Here is a 19183-nt window from a genome sequence, read left to right as displayed (position 1 = left end):
GCCCTATTATAATCGTTCTACCTAACTAACCAACCGCCGTCTACTGCCAATATATGACCATTCATATAATCAGAGGCAGCGGAGGACAAAAATACGGCCGGGCCAATCAAATCCTCAGACGTTCCCCAGCGTCCCGCAGGGATGCGCTGCAAAATTTGGGCGCTGCGCACCGGGTCCTCACGAAGCGCTTCCGTATTGTCCGTGCTCATATATCCAGGCGCAATCGCATTCACTTGCAAGCCTTTGCCCGCCCATTCGCTAGCAAGCGCTTTGGTGAGCCCTGCTACCGCATGTTTGCTGGATGTATAACCAGGAACGTTAATCCCCCCTTGGAAGGAGAGCATCGATGCGATATTAATGATTTTGCCGGAGCCTTGCTCGATCATATGCTTGCCCGCAAGCTGGGAAAGGACAAAGACCGAATTCAAGTTAACGTCGAGCACATCCTGCCAATCCTCATAGCTATGCTCAGCAGCAGGAGTCCGGCGAATAATGCCGGCATTATTGACCAAAATATCGATGCGTCCCAGTTCATCAACCGTACGTTCGATAATGCCCGCAAGCTTGGCGCGATCCGAAATATCGGCTTGGATCGTAATCGCCTTGCGCCCCAGCGCCCGAACGGCGTCCGCTGCTTTGTCAGCAGGCGTGCTGTTCGTGACAAGCGCCACATCGGCGCCCGCCTCGGCTAGTCCAAGCGCAATCGCTGCGCCAAGCCCACGGCCTGCGCCCGTTACGATAGCTGTTTTTCCCGTTAAATCAAACAAACCCATCGGTTATGTCCTCCCTCTCGCACGCTTCCCGCTTTCTGGAAGCTCCGCCTTCATCATCTTTATATCAAGTGCCTCGTATTTCGCTGCAACCTCGGACGAGATGCCATCATCGGTAATGATATAGTCAATCTCGCTCAGCTCAGCAAAAGTAATCAAGGCGCCTTTGTCGAATTTGTTATGATCAGCCAGACAATAGACAGTCTTGGCGTTCTCCAAATACAGCTTCTTCAGCTTCGACAATTCCTCTGTAAAGATCGTAAGCCCGTATTCCAAATGAATGCCCGTGGTGGATAGGAACAGCTTATGGACATTCAACCGTTTAATCCACTCCTGCGATTCCGCGCCAATGAGCAGATTGTTGTGGCGGTAGCCGCCGGGAATAACGAGCCTAACTTGATCCTTCAAGGTCAGCTCCCGAATAATAAGCAGATCATTCGTAAGCACGGTTACGGGGATATTCGGCAGCCGCTTCGCCATCTCAAGCGTCGTGCTGCCCGCATCCAGCGCGATGATATCGTTAGGCTCGATGCAGGTGAGCGCAAGCGCCGCAATGGCCGACTTCTCCTGTTGATGCTTGCTGTTTGGAAATTGCAAGGGATAAAGGCTATCTTCACCCTCCTGCTCCACGACAGCTCCGCCATGCGTTCGTTTCAGAAGTCCCTTCTCCTCGAGCTTCTCCAAGTCCTCGCGAACCGTCTTTTCTGTAACGCCAAATTGCTCGCTTAGCTCGGAAACCTTAACCGCGCCAAGCTGCTCTAATTTTTCTATAATTTTACGATGCCGTTCAGCAGCAAGCATGGTGCACCCCCTGTAGCGAATGTTTCTATTTTAGCTCGCTTGCAGGTACCGCGTCCATGTCTGTAAAGGTATAGTTCTCACCTGCCATCGACCAGCAGAACGTGTAGTTGCTCGTCCCCACGCCGGAGTGGATCGACCAAGGCGGCGAGATGATCGCTTGCTCGCTTGCTACAACCAGATGTCTCGTCTGCGAAGGCTCGCCCATCATGTGGAATACGCGTGCGTCAGCGTTCATATCAAAGTACAAGTACGCTTCCATGCGGCGGTCATGAACATGCGAAGGCATTGTGTTCCAGACGCTTCCTGTTTTGAGGCTTGTTACGCCAAGCATAAGCTGGCAGCTTTGGATGCCGTCTGCATGAATGTATTTGTAAAGAATACGTTCGTTGGAAGTTTCTTGCGAGCCAAGATGAGTTGGATTCGCTTCCTCCATCGTCATCTTGCGCGTAGCGATCTCGGCATGCGCGAGCGCAGAGCAGAAATAAAGCTTCGCAGGGTTCGCCTTGTCAATGCTTGAGAGCAGCACTTGGCGTTTGCCTTTGCCGACATACAGCACGTCAAGCTTGTTCAGCTCATATACTTCTCCATCAACGGAAATCGAAGCCGGGCCGCCAATATTCAAAAATCCAATTTCGCGGCGCTCCAAGAAAAATTCGGTTTTCAGCGTAGCCGCATCCTCCAGTTCAAGTGCTTCGTTCACCGGCAGCGCCCCGCCTACAATCATCCGGTCATAATGCGAATAGGTCATCTTCAGTTGATCCTGCTCGAACAAGCTTTCGATCAAAAACTCGCTGCGCAGACGTTCCGTATCATATTGCTTCACATCAGTTGGGTTAGTTGTATGACGTACTTCCATTGGATAAAAGCCTCCTAAACGTTTTTATAGCGCTAAGTCAGCTTCGCTGGACTTACGCTTATGTTTGTTATTGTTCGTTTTTATATTAACACACATTTACGAACATAAAAAGAACATTTTACACAATAAAAAAACGACCTCCGTCCGCACAAGCTGCGAAGAGGCCGTTGTTTCATTTGCAGATATTAATGGGCGAGTACGTTAAATGGCGTTTCGATATGCTTCGCATACTTTTTCGCTTCTTGCGCGAGATATTCATCCGTGCCCCTATTCGCATTATAGGTAACGAATGCAGGCAGATAGACGCCGTTGCATTTGGCAATCGTGCTCTGTATCGGTCTTAATAGCTCGCTGATCGTGTGCCAGTTGGCGCCGCCCGAACGGTATTCATTCTCTGTGCCTCCGGTTGTCGTGGCAACGATAAACTCTTTGCCCAACAAATACTCGCCGCCAGCTCCAAATGCCCAGCCGTACGTTAATACATCATCAAACCATTTTTTCAAAAGCGGCGGGCAGCTATACCAAAATAAAGGAAACTGAAATACAATCCGGTCATATTGGAGCAAGAGTTGCTGTTCTTTCTCTATATCGATATTCCAGTCGCGGTACTCATTATACAGGTCTCGGACATGAATGTTGGAATTTTTTTGCAGCTCAAGCAACCATGCTTGATTGGCACGTGATGTATTTAATTGGGGATGCGCAGCAATAACCATTGTTTTCATGAGGATCATCCATTCTCGTTTTTTTCGTAATATCGCGATTTACAATCCCCATTATTAATTGAAATCTTATTTTTGAAAAGTACGCTTTTTAATCATACTAAGTTCTCTAGCACGTACCATGGATGTTAATTGAAGTGTTGGAGCAGTACCAAAAACCGTACTAAGTACACTAAAACAGCGTACTGTTTTATTTCCGGATACTTTGATAAAGTAATCGTTAGACATATAAGCATAAGTTATGGGAGGGATGGAATGATGCGCGAGGAAATGAACGAATCTAGCACGACACAAGGCATTTTGGCTACGTTACAGGTGATCGGGGGAAAATGGAAGCCCCTCATTTTGTTTATTTTGCTGCATGAAGGCACCAAAAGGTTTGGCGAGCTCAGGCGCCAACTGCCGAGAATCACGCAAGGGATGCTCACCAGTCAGCTTCGCGAGATGGAACGGGATGGGCTCATCATTCGCCGCGTCTATCATGAGATTCCTCCCAAGGTCGAATACTACTTATCCGATCATGGCAGCACGTTAAGCTCGGTCCTTGCCGATATGTGCGGATGGGGGTTTAAGCACATCGAATTTATGAAGGAAGCATCCGCCGATGCGAACGACAATGAGCCTCGCAGCGATGACACTAGCATGCATTGTGCTGAGCATCGGTGATTTTTCCTGTTTCAAATCCCGTATCTTAAACTGAAGATTAACACCTGTAGAACTATGAAAGACGATTATAGCGTGATTAAGAGCTTCCTGCCTCCTTAAGTAAGCACCTTATTCACCCGCGCTGTTCGTCGTAGCATTAGCCTGATAGGGAAGGGATTTATCGACTGCCGCAAGCAGCAGCGTTAAATGCAATCGCCTTTGCATACCCATACAATCAAACCATCCAATGAAACCAGCGGCCATGGCCATCTGCCTCCGCTATCGTTTCCATATACTCTTTGCTACCCAAGTAGTAATCAAGGTGAAGATTTAAATCATACATATTATTATAGAGGTGAAACACGTCTCTTTCTTTGCCCAGCTTTTGTATCGTCGCGATTAAGGCCGCTTTGTCTGCATTAGACATTTGGTTCGCTACATGCGTGTGAAAAACACATAATGCAGATCCCTCGGGGACCATTGCAGCTGTCTCAGCAAGCAGCTTGACGCCATTTCCCTCTATAAGCTGGATCGCTTGTTTTTCAAAATAAAGGGCCGCTTTCTCAAAATTCGTAATTCGTTCCTTATGCTCCGGCCATATCAATGAACGGAGCCATAGATAGTCCTCAGCATCCTCAAGATCATTTACATGCAGATCGATTCCGATTCTTGCCGTTACCGGCGGGCTATCCTTGAGAAGATACGGCAAATTGCCTCCTCTTATTTCCGAGCGGAGCACCAGCTCCGATGCTGCATCTCCGTATCTTTCATGATCGTTATACGCATAACCGTACTTATCCCAAAAAAGCTGCAAGCCCGCGCTCGTTCCCAGTTCAATTAATGCTAACGGCTTCCTTGCCTTTTCAAAGATATAACAAAAAGCAGGGTACATATATGCACATCGCCTAACCTCATTCGTCTGGACAAGCTTGCTTTGAAGGAGCGGAATGATTTCGTGTTCATGCTCTAAGCAAAAACGCTTAAAATAAGGGAAGGCTGTCTCCGGTTCACGCGGATCGTTTACGATGCTGGCATAATACGCTTTCAAATCATCGTCATAACCTTTCAATAACAAGCAATGGACCGCTCCGAAAAAAAGATTCGGCTCAGGCTGCCCCGCTCTGCAATGAGCAGCCATTTGAAGCAGCTTATCGTCTTCGGCGATTTCTAACGAAAGACGTTCATATAGACGGCTTGAACCTGTACAATCCACTGCGAACCTCTTGAAACGATCGGATATTCCGGTTGTCATCAATGCCATCCCTCCATTTTCTACTTAACGGCATTGTAACACCTCTGTCGATAAGAAATATTTCAAGTTTTTTATGGTCTGCATAGAAAATGTTTATCAAGGTATTGGCGTGAGCTTGTCCTTATCTATGCTCTCCTCAGCCACGCAAAAAAGAGGAGATTCGCCTCTCCTCTCGTTGGCTAACCTGCTATTGCATTCCTGCCGGAATAAGTCTATTCATTATACTTATTTCCCGCTTTTGCCCAATTATTCGGAGATTAAAGATAAAAACTAGCTCTATGCCTCTCTGCTTGACTTGCTGTTGACGAAGCTAAACAGATAACTGCTGGCTAACTAACGTCATCAACTGCTCCCGGGTATCGCTCAAACGCCCCTTCGCGTTCGTCGTATCAGCCGGCTCAACCCATGCAAAACCATCCGACTCATAACGCGGAAAAATGTGCATGTGATAATGGTTCAGCTCATTAAATGTACCGCCATTTTGAATAACCGTAATGCCATCCGGCTGGAACCGTCCCTTCAGCACCTTCGCCAGCATGGCGGATGTCTTCATAATTTCAAATGCGGCTGCTTCGTCCAAATCATCGACATCAACGTAATGCTGCTTGGGAAGGATGAGAATATGCCCTTCATTTAGAGGCGCATGGTCAAGGAAACAAGTGACCAGCTCATTCTCATAAACGATATGCGTTTCCATTTTATTATTTGCAAGTTTACAACCTAAGCACTGACGGTCTTCCACTTCCAGCTCCCCTTTTGCATGCTAGCTATTTGCCCAAAAACCCACCTTCGGATTTTATCACTTGTCCTGTAATCCACTGGGACTCATCGCTCGCTAAGAAGCTGATCGCCCTAGCTGCATCCTCCGGCAATCCGATCCGTCCCATAGGGAACATCGGCAGGAAACCTGCTTTCATCTCTTCATTCATCCAGCCTGAATCGGTGGGGCCAGGATCAAATCCATTAACGGTAATTTGGAGCGGCGCCAATCCTACCGAGAGCGGCTCGATCAAACCAATCAAAGCACCCTTCGTTGCAATATACGCCAGATTATCCGGGTCAGGTCCTTTGGACACCATAAATATAATTCTTCCGGGCGTCCCTTTGGCATTTTTCTCGAAGCTTTTTGCAAATTCTGTGCTAAGCAAAATCGGCCCGCGATTGTTCACGACATAGTGCTGATCGAGCAATTGAATGTCTAAACTCCGAAAATGGGTTGGTACGCAGTAGGTGGCATTGTTGATCAAAATCGAAGCGCTGCCTAACGACTTTTCAACTTGCTCCATAATAAGAGCCGGTGTCTCAGGATTAGCAAAATCCGCCTCCATGTGGCTTGCCCTAATGCCCAAGCTTTCCAATTCATGGCGCAGCTTCTCCGGCCAATCCTTCTCACTGCCGTTGCCTTCCGTCTCATCAAAGGGCTGCCAATGCGTAAAAAAGATATCTGCCCCTAACCGTGCCAGCGAGCGGCAAATCGCCGTTCCAATCCCCGTTGACCTGCTGGCGCCGGTAACGATTGCTATTTTATTTTTTAATGAGATCATTTGCTGTTCCCTCCAGTTGTTTCCACGATGTTCTGCTCCATATACTTTCTACGCCTCTCCGTCCTTGACCTGCTGAACATTAACCCCAGTGAGTGGATGCGGAGAACATTAAATCTACGCAGAGCATTTAGTTATCATTTACAACATCAATCCGGCATGTTATAATTTACGTAGTTACGTAATTACGTTTTAAAAAACAACAGTGAGGTGATTTGCTTGACTACAGCAAGGGATTACGGTTCAGAGCTGGATTTATTGACCAAAGATATGAATGAGCTTAAGCAGCTGGTAAGCCAATTAATCAGCGCCCGCTCCCCGCAAAAGCTTTTGAAGCCGGATGATCTAAATGAACAAAGCACTAATGCAGCCGTTGAAAATGAATTAGGAGCCATCTTTTATTCTGGCCAATATCATGGTGGAAATGGTTTTCGATGGGCACCTAGACAGCAAGACGTCGCGCAATTGCTTGACCTGAACAGTGATAAAGTAGCTAAAATATTGGCCGCCCTCGGCAACAAACAACGTTTGGACATTTTAACAGCCGTCATGCGCCAGCCGCTTACCGGTTCTGAGATCGTGGAGCAATTGAATATGGGGACAACGGGCCAGCTCTATCACCATACCAAGGCTTTGCTAGGCGCCGACCTGTTAATGCAAGAGGAACGCGGCGGTAAGTATTCACTTCCTCCACATCGTTCGCTTCCGTTTCTATTGCTGCTCGCCGCAAGCTCTGATTTGCTTGATACAACAGATTATATGGAGCTGACAGAGGTCAGAAATGACGCCGAGTCCTATCTAGGCGCAGGCCGCGATTATGATCCTCATCATCTCTTGTGGTCAGTCGTTGAAAACACCCTTCTAGAGCATCAAGCCGGCTATTCCACCGAGGTCACCATCATTGTTCAAGACGATAAAAGCATCACGGTTGCCGATAACGGACGGGGCATTCCTACCCAAGCTTTCCCGCATTCCACGAAGACCCCGGTGCAAGCCGTACTAACTGGAATCGGCCATTTTAACGCTAGTGCATCCATCCTTGCTCCGGGCGGACTCAAAGGCATTGACATGCCTGTCGTTAATGCGCTCTCGGAGAAGCTTTCCGTGGAGGTCCGCCGCGATGGCAAGGTGTTCAGGCAGGACTTTAAGCATGGCATTCCACAATCCGAGCTCATGATCATTGGCGTGACGAAGGAAACGGGTACAACCTTGACATTCACGCCGGATCAGCATGTTTTTGGAGCCCGCTTTGACAAAACGATACTAACTAATCAAATAGCTGAGCTGCGAAAAAACTATCCGAATTTAAAAATTGAACTGCTCGATTAGTTACTTCGAACATGACAAGACAAAAAAGCAAGAGGCTCTCTTTTCCAAAAGAGAACCTCTTGCAGCTTAGAAGCACCTACAGCTTCTTCATAAAAGATAATACATGCTCTTTGAGCTGCTTTTTCTCGTCGTCAGACAGCTCATATCGTATAGGAGGTGACATGAACAGCATCCATTGTGCCGTCTTTCACGTGGTTTACGAATTGTTTCCACTTGCTTGCGTTGCTCCATTTGCCATGCAGATTCACGACATCTCCATTATTCTCCGCCTGATCCGAACTGTAGCGCTGCTCCATAATCAGCTTCTTCAGCTTTTCTGTCGACGAAGCCGTCAGTCTATAACCGGTGCCTGTATCGCTTACCTCCGTGTACATGCCGATCTCCGACTTTGGATGCAGCCATAGATGCAGGCTGCGCTGCGAGCGGCCAGTAGCGATGACAATATCGTAATCCGGCTTTGAGATATCAAGGATACCTTCTATTTTTCCAGCCATCTTTATCGCCTCTTCAAATACCTTTATATCCGACGATTGTTTAAAAACACCATATACCGCAGCATTCACTTTGCCAAACTGCAACGATCTGCTTACCGTAACCTGCTCGGCAGCAACCCTTTCACCGGCATTCGGTGTCGTCGCTAATTCATTATTGCTTCCGGTTGAAGCAGCTGGCTGCTCTGATTTTGGCGTACAGCCCACAGCTGCCGTCAAGCATACGGCCAATAGTAGTGCAGTCCTTATTTTTGTCATAAACATACTACGATCACCTCATGATTACAAACGTTTACAAATTTGTAAAGGTTGCATCAAACGAGCGGCAAACAGCCCTCTACCGAATCACGGTAAAGGGCTGTTAAGGTTTTAATAGATTTTGCGGCCTAGCGCATCAGGAATACCCGATTTTCGGAAAAAATACGTATTAATAATATCGCGCCACTGCTTGGCGTGTTTCGCTTGATCGGACAATCGATTCGCAATCGGAACAAACCTTGCTTCGTCGATTTTGCCCGCTAAGCCCGCCCATTCCCGCTCCAGCTTCTCCGCTTCCTCCACGCCCCAAAAATGAGTATCGTAAATATGCTGGATGACTGTTTTTCCAGAATGGAGCTTATGGGTATAGGGCACATGGTGGAAAAAGAGAAGCAGCTCGTCCGGACACGTCTCAAGGTTATCATAAAGCGAAGCATTCGGTTCCTCATACTGCGCCGTATACCCTGTTCCGCTTGCCCGTGTCCGGTCTACGCCAATGCCATCCCGGTCTGCAAAATGATAGGTTCCCCACCGTGAATACTCATAGCCATCTACATCCGGGCCATAATGATGGTTCGGCGCAACCATCCAGCCAACGCCAAGCGGCGCCGTGTAGCTTTCATAGATCGACCACGACTTCATCAGCATCCCGCTCATCGTGGACGTAACGAGCGGATCGACTCCGAACGTAGCGATTGTCCATTCGATGGAAATTTCCTCGGCTGATAGATTCGGATTCCAGACGAGCCGGCCGTAACCGTAAAGATTAGCTTGTGCGAGAATATGCCCGGTCCAGCTTTCGTCATTCCCAATATTGGATACGGCAGCAATCCCGCTTTGCTTCATGCCAAATATCGAGCCATCGACGATTCGTTTTACTTCCGTTGCCGCGCCTTCCGCATAGGTATCAAAATCCAGCGCCTGCTTCCACTGCGGCACCAAGTAGCATAAATGCTTTTGCTGGCCGGTATACTCTTGCGTAATTTGAAACTCCAACATCTGATTCGTTTTTTTCATCGCGCCGAACAACGGGGAAACGGGCTCCCGCACCTGGAAATCCATCGGCCCATTTTTAATTTGCAGCAGCACATTGCCCCGAAAACGCCCATCCAGCGGTTTAAAATGGTCATAAGCCGCACGGGCGCGATCCGTCTTCCGGTCCCGCCAATCCTGCATGCAGTCATATACGAAGCACCGCCAAATAACGATGCCGTCATAGGCCGAGAGCGAATCAGCAAGCATGTTCGCCCCATCCGCATGATCACGCCCATAAGCGAACGGGCCCGGCCGATGCTCGGAATCTGCCTTCACGACAAAACCGCCAAAGTCAGGTATAAACGAATAGATCCGCTCTGCCGTTTCCTTCCACCAGCTTTGCACGCCCGCATCAAGCGGATCTGCTGTGGACAAGCCTCCTATTTGCAAAGGCGCTGCAAAATTAACGCTTAGAAACAACCTAATGCCGTAGTCGCGAAAAATGCCCGCAATGCCCGCTACTGATGGCAGCAGCTCCTCGGTAATGAATCCCGTCTCCACCTCATGGACATTCACATTGTTAATGGAGATCGCGTTAAGTCCGACGGAAGCAAGCAGCCTGGCATAGTCTTTTATGCGCTGCAAATCGGTCGTTATCGCTCCATTCTCATAAAAAATAGAACGTCCCGCGTACCCTCGCTCAATCGAACCATCGGCATTATCCCACTGATTAATCATGCGCAGTTGGTTGCTGGGCGACTCTTCCGTATTAAGCTCCGCTACAGGCTTGCCTGCGCCTATGTGACGCAGCAGATGGAAAACGCCATACAAGATACCCGCTTCCGAAACTGCGGCAATCGTTAAATGTCCATTATCGGCAGCTTGCTTGAATTGAAGCGCAAATCCCTCTTTCCCAAGCTTCCAATCCTCCAATTGCACTCCATCCGATATAACGATGATTTGAAGGCAGCCGCCGGCATCGGGCTTTTTCTGAATGGTTGGCGTTATGCCGAGGCAAGCTTGGATGCCCATAAGCAGCTCCTTTATTGCCGTTTCCAAGACGCCGGATGGTTCACCGCCATAGACAATCTGCTCAACTATAGCTGAATACTCCGCTTTCAACTGTTCATCCTTCAGCGGTGAATCATTCAGCCAAGCCTTATATGCATGGCTATTCACTAAACAAATTGCCTCCTTGTTAGCTGTCTTAGCTCCCTTTAGACTGCGAAGCCTGCTTGACGACGCGCCAGAACGAGCCTTTTGGCTCATGGCTTTCATTAAACAGCAGCGGCCAGTTTTTCCGCCCGCGAACAGGGAAGTCGCTCAGCCATGTATAATCATCCGCAGCCCCCCAGAAGGTGACGGCATCAATATGATTCCGGTATTCCTCCAGCAAATGAAATACGGCTTCATACCGCTGCTCCTGCAGCTCCAGCATCTCGCCCGTCGGGCTGGCTAAATCTGTCCGCAAATCATCATGCCGGAACATCGATATATCAAGCTCAGTCAATTGCAATCTTAGACCAAGTGACGCATATTTCTCGATGGCTGCCCTGATCTCATCTAAGCCGGGGCTATACAAGCTCCAGTGGGCTTGAAGTCCGATGCCATGCACCGGCACACCCTGCTCGAGCAAGCTTTTGACCATTTGATAGATCTTATCGCGCTTCAGCGGATTGGACTCATTATAATCATTGTAAAAAAGCTGTGCCTTCGGGTCTGCTTCATGAGCGAACTCGAACGCTTTGGCGATAAATTCCGGTCCCGCAATAGCCAGCCACTTCGATGGGCGCAGCGGGTCTGAGCCCTCATCCGTAATAACTTCATTTACTACATCCCAAGCATAAATGTCCTCTTTGTAACGCTTCACAACCGTATCGATATGTGATTTCAAGCGATCAAACAGCTTTTCACGGCTAACGGGGCTTCCATCCGCTTCTTGAAAAAGCCACTCCGTCGTCTGATTATGCCAAACCAGCGTATGCCCTCTCATTTTTTTGCCATGTTCTTTTGCGAAAGCTACGATTTTGTCTGCCGCTTCAAACGTATAGGTATCCTCTGATGGATGCACGCTCACAAATTTCATTTCATTCTCAGCGGTCAGGCTGTTAAAATGTTTCGCAATTAAATCGCCTGCCTGAACGATCGTGCGCGGATTAACCGCTGCCCCAATATCAAAGGAGCCGCTAAATGCTTCGTACAGCTTAGGAATACCGCCATCCATTCTGCTCATGAATCTTCCCCCTATTCGATTAACCCTTCACGCCGCCTACCGTCATGCCTTTTACAAAATATTTTTGCAGGAACGGATACACCATAATGATCGGCAAGGACGCCACGATGGTCATCGTTGCGCGGATCGCGAACGGCGTCACCGTATTGGCTCCCGAGTTGTTCGCATTGGCAAACGCGTCGCCAGCCGTCTTCGTCGTCAATGAGGCGTTGGAGTTTTGCAAAATTTTCTGAAGCTCATATTGCAGCGTGCTAAGCTCGATATTCGATGAATTGTAGAGAAAGACGTCAAACCACTGATTCCATTGATAGACTGCCGAGAATAGAGCAACGGTTGCCAGCACGGGAACGCACAGCGGCAGCACGATGCTGTAAAACATTTTAAAATCGCCCGCTCCGTCAATTCTCGCAGATTCCAAAATGCTCTCCGGCAACCCTTCAATAAAAGAACGAATAATGATCAAGTTGAACACGCCGATCAAGCCCGGAAAAATATAAACCCAAAAATTGCTCAGCAGCCCTAAGTCGCGAATCAAGAGAAAGTTAGGGATGAGGCCCCCGTTAAAATACATCGTCAAAATAAACGCGATCGTAACGAACTTGCGGAGGACATACTCCTGCCTCGTAATCGTGTATGCGACCATCGCCGAACAAAATACGGTAGCTACCGTACCGATGACGGTACGAAGAATCGAGATCAGCGTCGCATGGAAAATCGTTGATTCCTTTAATACATAAGCATAGTTGTCTAGTGTCCATATCCTTGGCAGCAAATAAATGCCGCCCTTAATCGAATCGGTCGCATTGTTAAGCGATACGGCGGCCGTGTTCAAGAAGGGATATAAGGTTACGATCATAAGCAAGGTGAGAAAAATATAGTTGCATAGATCAAAAATAAGATCGCCGCGCGACGAGCGTACCCGGCTTACATTTTTGGACATCGATTCTGTTGCCCTATTATCCACGTTGTACCCCTCCTTTTAAAACAGTCTGGACTCGCCCATTCGCTTCGCAAGATTGTTCGCTCCGAACAATAGGATAAAGCTGATGATCGTCTTAAACATCCCCGCCGCAATCGAGAGCGAGTAGTTGCCTTGCGCAATGCCGTATTTCAGAACAAATATGTCAAGGTTTTCTGAATAATCGATGTTCATGCCGTTGCCCAGCAAATACTGCGGCTCGAATCCCGATTCCAGCAAATACCCGATATTCATAATCAGCAATACGATAATGACCGGCTTGATGCCCGGCAGCGTGACGTACCACATTCGTTTAATCCGGCCTGCCCCGTCCATCTCCGCCGCCTCATATTGCGCGGGGTCAATCATGGTCATTGCAGCCAAATAGACGATTGTATTCCAGCCAACATCCTTCCAAACGGAGCTAGCTCCAAAAATGCCCCAGAAATATTCCGGTATGCCAAGAAATAAAATTTCCTCGCCCTTCTCGACAAAGCCGCCCCATAGCAGCAATTGATTGATGATGCCATCCGGCGATAAAGTCGTTTGAATGATGCTGGCCGCAACGACCCAAGAAATAAAATGCGGCAAATAGCTGACCGTCTGAACGATCCGTTTAAAGGCGACCTTACGTACCTCATTCAATAGCAATGCCAGCGTAATCGCCGTCACGAAACCAAGAATCAGGTTGATTCCGCTCATCGCAAGCGTATTTCTTAAAACGCGGATAAACCGTTCATCCTGAAACAGAAACTGAAAATGATCAAACCCGACCCATTTTTGCTCGCTAAAGCTTTTGGCCGGCTTATAGTCTTGGAAGGCGATCGTCCACCCCCATAGAGGCATGTATTTAAAAATAAACAACCACGCTAGAAACGGTACGGACATGAGCACTAATACGCGTTGCTCGACCAGCTTTCTGGCAAAATACTTCAGTCCTGTCGGCTTCTTTGGCAACACCGGATTTGACGTTGACATTGTTGGTTTACTGTCCATCTTATCTCTCTCCTTCCGGACTGAATCGGGCTGTGGAGAAGGAAAGGCCGGCGCAAGCTTGCTTCATCCGGCCTTTCGCCACAACCTAGATAACGATTATTTTGCAGCTTCGATCAGCTTTTTCACTTCTTCTGTCGTCCATTTCTCGTAGGCTGCCGTATCGAGCTTGCCAAATGCGTCAGTATACTCTGTCCATACCTTTTCGAAATCCGCCGGTTTCGAGAGGACAAGCTTAGGGAAATATTTTTTCGTGAGTTCGTCTTTTTTCGTTTCCCAAATTTGCTGCTCGGAGCCTTGCTCCTTCGGAATGCCCCATGCCGGGTACCATGGGCGGTCATCCGGAGCCGCGAACAACTCGGCATAGGTTTTTACGCCGTATTTATCAAGAATCGCTTTATCCTCATTCGTTAAGCTCATTTGGAATACTTCAGGCTGCAAGCCAGGAGCAACGGAGTTGCCGTCTGGAAGAGATGAGCCGTTGCCGTACAGCGGCCAGTTCCACGAATAATATTTGAAGCCGAATTTTTCGTTAAACGCTTCATCGATCTTCGCGATTTGCTCAGCCGTACGGTACATCCGGCCTTTGTCGTCCACTTCGTACGTTTCGCCCTTAATGCCCCATTTTTGAAGAATTTGGTTCTCGTCCGTCAAGAGATTATCCAAATATTGAACGATGCGGGCAGGGTCCTTCGCGCTTACGGTAATGCCCATGCCGCGGTTTTTAACGAAGCCTGGAGGATCCAGGTACTGGTCCTTCTGACCGTCAAAGGTAACAGGCAATGGGAAATACACAAAGTCATCCTGCGTTGGGTCTTGCTTGGCAGCGTCTTTAAGCGCATTTTGCGCATTCGCGAACTGCCAGCCATAATCGAAGAAGCCGACTACTTTATGGGAAGTCAATTTCGCCAAATACTGATCGTAGTTGTCTACGAAGGAAGCTTTATCGAACAAGCCCTCGGCGTTGATTTGGTTCAATTTTTGCAGCCAACGCTTCGTATTGCCATCCGCTGCATACGTCTTCGCATCAAAAGTCGTCATATCCACGATCACGTTGCCGTCATTCGGATAACCTGCCAAATGGTTCGGCGGGTTGGAGGTTGCGAAAAATCTCCAGTCATGCGTCAAGGAAACGATACCTGTCAAATCCTCATCCTTATGCTTCTCTACGAAATTTTTAATTAGATCCATATACTCATCAAGCGTTTTGATCTTCGGATATCCCGCTTCCTTAAGCACGCGGCGCTGCACCCAGAATGCGCCTTGGTTAATGTTCGGATCGGGAATATACTCGCCAACCGTATTCGAGAAAGGCAGGAAGTAAATTTTACCGTCCGCAGCTTTCATTTGGTTGAAATAAGGACCGTACACGCGTTTAATGTTGGGACCATATTGTTCTATAAGATCATCAAGCGCGATGAAAGCTCCCGCATCCAGAATTTTATCGATAGCCGCATCCGGGATCATCACATCCGGGTAAGCGTTAGAGGCAATCATCGTTCCGATCTTCGTATTCAGGTCGCCTACCAAATGCTCGATTTTAAAGTTAACACCCGTTTGGTCCTCAAGCAGCTTTCCGATCGTTGTCTCGTTAGAGTTCGTATCCTTGGCTGCCGCAACGCCGTTAAAATAACTAAACGTCACTTTTTCAACTGGCTTATCCGTTTCACCCTCCGTCGCCGTAGTTGGACTGCCAGCGCCGTTTGACGGTTTTGCTTCTCCGCCGTTGTTATTATTCGAGCATGCAGCAGTGAAAATCATGAAGGCAGCCAAACAAACAAATAATAATTTCTTTGTCACTTTTTTCTAGCCCCTTTCAAGTCTAAATATATTTTGTAAGCACTTTCATTATAGGAAAAATAAAATACTTTGTTTACCCGATAAACTATAGTTCGTGCTTTAAAAAACATATACGTTATTCGCATCTGGGATGGCTTTAGAGTTCAACGGGAACGACTACCCGAATAAAAGTGCCTTGTCCACGCGAGCTTTTGATTAACAGCTGAAAGCGGTCGCCATAGATCAGCTTCAAGCGGTATATAACGTTTTGGACGCCAATTCTTTCCCCCAGCTCTTCTTCGCTCTCCAAATAACCATAAAACTGCTTCACTTTCTCCTCGTCCATTCCAATTCCGTTATCGTTGATCGAGAAGATTAACATGTCCGCCTCGCGCTCGACGCGCACGTCAATTTTGCCGCCGTTTCTCAGCGGCTCAATGCCGTGAATGCTCGCATTTTCGACAAAGGGCAAAAACATCATTTTCGGCACCATGCAATCTTTGGCGGAAGGGGCAATGTGTATCTGATAATTCATGCGGTCCTCGAACCTGTATTTCTGAATTTCCAGGAAGCAAACGATAAATTCCACTTCCTCGCTAACCATCACGCGGTCCTTGCCCCAGGTCAGCGATGTACGGAATATTTTCGCCATATTATGAATGATCTTAGCCGTCTCCGTCTCATCCTTGATTAAGCTGCGCATCCGAATCGTTTCCAGCGCATTAAACAGAAAGTGGGGGTTGATCTGGCTTTGCAGCGCATTGAGCTGGGCTTTCCTGCGCTCGAGCTCTAATGATTTGGTCTGAATATCCGCGATATACACATCATCAATCAAGCTTTTGATTTGGATCGTCATCCGGTTGAACTCACTCGTTAATTGCCCGATTTCATCGAGTGACTCCCCTTGCTTGATCGTATCAAAATGCTGGTTTTTCACTTTCTTCATATGCCGCAAAATACGAACTAACCTCTCGTGCAAGGAGCGCGTAATCCATAATATAATGAGCGTCGGGAAGAATATATTTAGGCATGCCAAAACAATGACAAATTCCCGTGATTGGCGTACATCCCTCAGCACCTCTTCCTCGGAAATCGTCCCTACAATACGCCAGTTCTCCAAGTAGCTTACATAGGCATTGTTAGCGTCAAAAGCAATCGAATCGGCTGGAAAGTCCAGCGAGTCATAGGCAACAGCTTCTTTTCTCCAGTCCACCGCAGGGTCCGTCGTAAATTCAATAAGCCCCTTGTCATCGACCAAATAGATGTTGCCCTGCAGGTTCTGGTTTCGGAAAATCTGTTCGATCGTGCTCGTCTTCAAATCAATTTTCAAATACTTTTTCCATTTATTTTTTGATTCGTAATAGTTCATCTCGCGGATAATGCTGAACGTATCCCGAACGGCCGTTTCCTCGCTTCTCAAATATAAGTCCTCTTGCTGCGTCCGGATAAAAATCGGATAGGCGTTGTTTCTTTTTTCCAGCAGCTTGAACCAATCCGTCTGTTTCACTTCGTTCGACAAATAACCAACGCCGCCTGAATGCAGCATGGTCGGGTTTTCAACATAAATTTTGATGCTTTGGATGGAAGTATAAACGGGGGTATAGCTATTCAAAATTCTTCGAAAATAGGTATCGTAGGCTTCGATATAGGCAGCAGGCTCCTGATAATCGGTTTCTAAAATTTGATTTAAATTAAAATCGGTATAAAACACCGATGAGATCGTAACGGCATCCTCAACCTCGGAGCGGAATTCATTGTTGATCTGCTCCACTGCCCGTGCAATATCCTTCATTCGTTGATTTTTCACATTGTTAGTCGTTACATTATAGAAAATCACGTTGGTTAATACGATTGGAAGAAACACGGAAAAAAGATATAGGATGAGCATCTTATTCCTCAGGCGAACATTGTTAAGACTAAGGTGCAGCTTCACGCGTTTATTCCCCTTTTCCAGTGCAATCGGATGATGTTGGAGTGCAAGCTTAAATGAGCTTATTGCGGTATTCGGTCGGTGTCATATGCTCGATTTTCTCGAATTGGGTGACAAAATAATCAGCGTTGCTGAATCCGACCATCTCGGCAATCTCATAGATCCGCATGGTGCAGGATTGGCGCAGCAGCTTTTTCGCTTCGTTCACCCGCAGCTGAAGCAAAAACTCATTAAAATATACGCCGTACGTCTTTTTGAACAATTGCCCTAAATAGACCGGATTGACGTAAAACTGCGCCGCGATGCTCTTCAAGCTCATATTTTGCGAATAATTAACTTCTATATAGCTTTTAATTTTTTGAATGCCGCCCTTCTGCTGTTCCTTCCTAAGCTCCGCAATATGCAGCTGGCTTTCTTCGATAAATGCGGTAAACAGCCGCTTCAATTCGCCTAGCGATAAATTAATGTCATGCCAGCCAAGCAGCGGTCTGAGCGTCAGCAATGCTTGCTCGTCCCCCTCCATGCTCCGAATGGTCTTCAGGACGCCCATCAAGCACTGTTGAATGTTCATCTTCACGGCCTCTGGCGCGTAACGCTTCTCGCGAAAATCGTGAAACCACCTATCGATAGTCGCTTTCACCGCTTCCAGCTGCAGCTCCTCCATTTGCTCCATAAACCGATTAAATGCAGCCGAATCAAATCCGATGTAATTCAGCTTCTCGGCTTGGATCTGCTCGGAGATGACGATTCGCTGCTCTTCATTTACATATTTATATAAAATCGCTTCTTTCGCAGCCATGTAGGATTCACGAATGTCTGACAGCTTATGGACGGGAGATCCCGCATACAGAAACACGCCTTTGCCAAAATGAGCATCCAGCGCCGCCCTGAAATGGCTCAAAAATCGCTCAAGCTCCCCATTGAAGGGCGCAAAGAGGGAGCTGGGCAGCAGAATGCCGATACGGTTGCGATGCTCATGCAGACAGATGGGCTGACCCGCAGCCGTAATTCGATTCAGCTCCTGCTCCACGACCTCCTTGAAACGTGCATCTGAAATTTGAGCCTCGGCAGGCTGCCAGCCGTGGTTGTCATTCAGCTCAGCGAACAAATAGTATAAACGTTCTGCTTGTCTCAATTGCAGACGATGCTCCCATTCTGCAATGGATGCTTCGTTTGCTTCTCCGAGAATAAGGGATTTAATCATTTCGCCGCCGAGCAGCCGGTCGCTGCGCACCTGCTCCTCTTGCTCAAGTCTCAGCCTATGGTTCAGATTATCAAGAATCGCGCTGAATTCAACCTCATCAATCGGCTTCACGACAAAGTCATGGACGCCGTAACGCATCGCTTGCTGCGCATAGTTGAAGTCGTTGTAACCGCTTATAATAATAAAATAAGGAGTGGCTATATTTTCCAAGGTGACGCGCCGAATCAGCTCAAGCCCATCAATAACAGGCATACGGATATCCGTTATAACAAGATCAGGCTGTACGCGCTTGATCAGCTCAAGCGCATCCTCGCCATTGTCTGCTTCCCCTACAATATGAAAACCGCAGGCTTCCCAATCGATCAGCTTCATCAAGCCTTTGCGAGTAAATGATTCATCATCGACCAAAATTGCACTATGCAAATGCATCATTTTCCCTCCTAATT

The 19183-nt window shown here is 47.7% G+C and carries 17 protein-coding genes; 2 read left to right on the top strand and 15 right to left on the bottom strand.

Annotated features, from left to right (window positions below):
- Positions 1–17: 17 nt before the first annotated feature.
- The 4 genes from kduD to ADU23_RS15675 all read right to left on the bottom strand — a co-directional run bounded on the left by kduD (position 18) and on the right by ADU23_RS15675 (position 3152).
- A complete protein-coding gene (gene kduD, locus ADU23_RS15690) occupies positions 18–773 on the bottom strand; it encodes a 2-dehydro-3-deoxy-D-gluconate 5-dehydrogenase KduD (protein ID WP_053374584.1) in 756 nt (251 codons plus the stop codon).
- 3 nt (positions 774–776) lie between these two features.
- Positions 777–1571 carry a DeoR/GlpR family DNA-binding transcription regulator gene (locus ADU23_RS15685; RefSeq protein WP_053374583.1) on the bottom strand — a complete coding sequence of 265 codons (795 nt, stop codon included), beginning with the start codon at positions 1569–1571 and terminating at the stop codon, positions 777–779.
- Positions 1572–1596: 25 nt separating this feature from the next.
- The gene (gene kduI / locus ADU23_RS15680) at positions 1597–2427 is read right to left on the bottom strand and encodes a 5-dehydro-4-deoxy-D-glucuronate isomerase (protein WP_053374582.1); all 831 of its coding nucleotides are present in this window, start codon (positions 2425–2427) and stop codon (positions 1597–1599) included.
- 185 nt (positions 2428–2612) lie between these two features.
- The gene (locus ADU23_RS15675; protein ID WP_053374581.1) at positions 2613–3152 is read right to left on the bottom strand and encodes an NAD(P)H-dependent oxidoreductase; all 540 of its coding nucleotides are present in this window, start codon (positions 3150–3152) and stop codon (positions 2613–2615) included.
- Positions 3153–3407: 255 nt separating this feature from the next.
- On the opposite strand from ADU23_RS15675, the gene ADU23_RS15670 reads away from it, so the two are divergent.
- Positions 3408–3815, top strand: coding sequence for a winged helix-turn-helix transcriptional regulator (locus ADU23_RS15670; RefSeq protein WP_053377657.1), 408 nt, complete (start codon positions 3408–3410; stop codon positions 3813–3815).
- Between the two features lie 214 nt (positions 3816–4029).
- Here the strand turns inward: ADU23_RS15670 and ADU23_RS15665 are convergent, their stop codons facing one another.
- The 3 genes from ADU23_RS15665 to ADU23_RS15655 form a co-directional block, all read right to left on the bottom strand.
- Positions 4030–5046, bottom strand: coding sequence for a DUF2332 domain-containing protein (locus ADU23_RS15665; protein ID WP_053374580.1), 1017 nt, complete (start codon positions 5044–5046; stop codon positions 4030–4032).
- Between the two features lie 310 nt (positions 5047–5356).
- The gene (locus tag ADU23_RS15660; RefSeq protein WP_082311300.1) at positions 5357–5743 is read right to left on the bottom strand and encodes an HIT family protein; all 387 of its coding nucleotides are present in this window, start codon (positions 5741–5743) and stop codon (positions 5357–5359) included.
- A gap of 70 nt (positions 5744–5813) precedes the next feature.
- A complete protein-coding gene (locus tag ADU23_RS15655) occupies positions 5814–6590 on the bottom strand; it encodes an SDR family oxidoreductase (RefSeq protein WP_053374578.1) in 777 nt (258 codons plus the stop codon).
- 207 nt (positions 6591–6797) lie between these two features.
- On the opposite strand from ADU23_RS15655, the gene ADU23_RS15650 reads away from it, so the two are divergent.
- Entirely contained in the window at positions 6798–7916 is a 1119-nt protein-coding gene (locus ADU23_RS15650; protein ID WP_231637408.1) for an ATP-binding protein, read from the top strand.
- Between the two features lie 140 nt (positions 7917–8056).
- Here ADU23_RS15650 and ADU23_RS15645 read toward each other — a convergent pair whose 3' ends face one another.
- The 8 genes from ADU23_RS15645 to ADU23_RS15610 all read right to left on the bottom strand — a co-directional run bounded on the left by ADU23_RS15645 (position 8057) and on the right by ADU23_RS15610 (position 19166).
- A complete protein-coding gene (locus ADU23_RS15645; RefSeq protein WP_053374577.1) occupies positions 8057–8671 on the bottom strand; it encodes a DUF4362 domain-containing protein in 615 nt (204 codons plus the stop codon).
- A 105-nt stretch (positions 8672–8776) separates the two neighbouring features.
- The gene (locus tag ADU23_RS15640; protein WP_053374576.1) at positions 8777–10819 is read right to left on the bottom strand and encodes an alpha-glucuronidase family glycosyl hydrolase; all 2043 of its coding nucleotides are present in this window, start codon (positions 10817–10819) and stop codon (positions 8777–8779) included.
- 28 nt (positions 10820–10847) lie between these two features.
- Positions 10848–11873, bottom strand: a complete 1026-nt coding sequence (locus ADU23_RS15635; protein ID WP_053374575.1) for an endo-1,4-beta-xylanase — start codon at positions 11871–11873, stop codon at positions 10848–10850.
- 19 nt (positions 11874–11892) lie between these two features.
- Positions 11893–12813, bottom strand: a complete 921-nt coding sequence (locus ADU23_RS15630) for a carbohydrate ABC transporter permease (RefSeq protein WP_053377655.1) — start codon at positions 12811–12813, stop codon at positions 11893–11895.
- Positions 12814–12852: 39 nt separating this feature from the next.
- Entirely contained in the window at positions 12853–13827 is a 975-nt protein-coding gene (locus tag ADU23_RS15625) for an ABC transporter permease (protein WP_053374574.1), read from the bottom strand.
- A 96-nt stretch (positions 13828–13923) separates the two neighbouring features.
- Complete coding sequence (locus ADU23_RS15620; protein ID WP_053374573.1) at positions 13924–15624, bottom strand: ABC transporter substrate-binding protein; 1701 nt, start codon at positions 15622–15624, stop codon at positions 13924–13926.
- A 136-nt stretch (positions 15625–15760) separates the two neighbouring features.
- A complete protein-coding gene (locus ADU23_RS15615) occupies positions 15761–17491 on the bottom strand; it encodes a sensor histidine kinase (protein ID WP_053377654.1) in 1731 nt (576 codons plus the stop codon).
- Positions 17492–17585: 94 nt separating this feature from the next.
- On the bottom strand, positions 17586–19166 hold the full coding sequence (locus ADU23_RS15610) for a response regulator (protein WP_053374572.1): 1581 nt from the start codon (positions 19164–19166) through the stop codon (positions 17586–17588).
- Positions 19167–19183: the final 17 nt, after the last annotated feature.

Source organism: Paenibacillus sp. FJAT-27812, from assembly GCF_001273905.1.
Classification (GTDB): domain Bacteria; phylum Bacillota; class Bacilli; order Paenibacillales; family Paenibacillaceae; genus Pristimantibacillus.
Note: the sequence above shows the minus strand (reverse complement) of the source record. Positions and strands in the feature narration are given on the sequence as shown.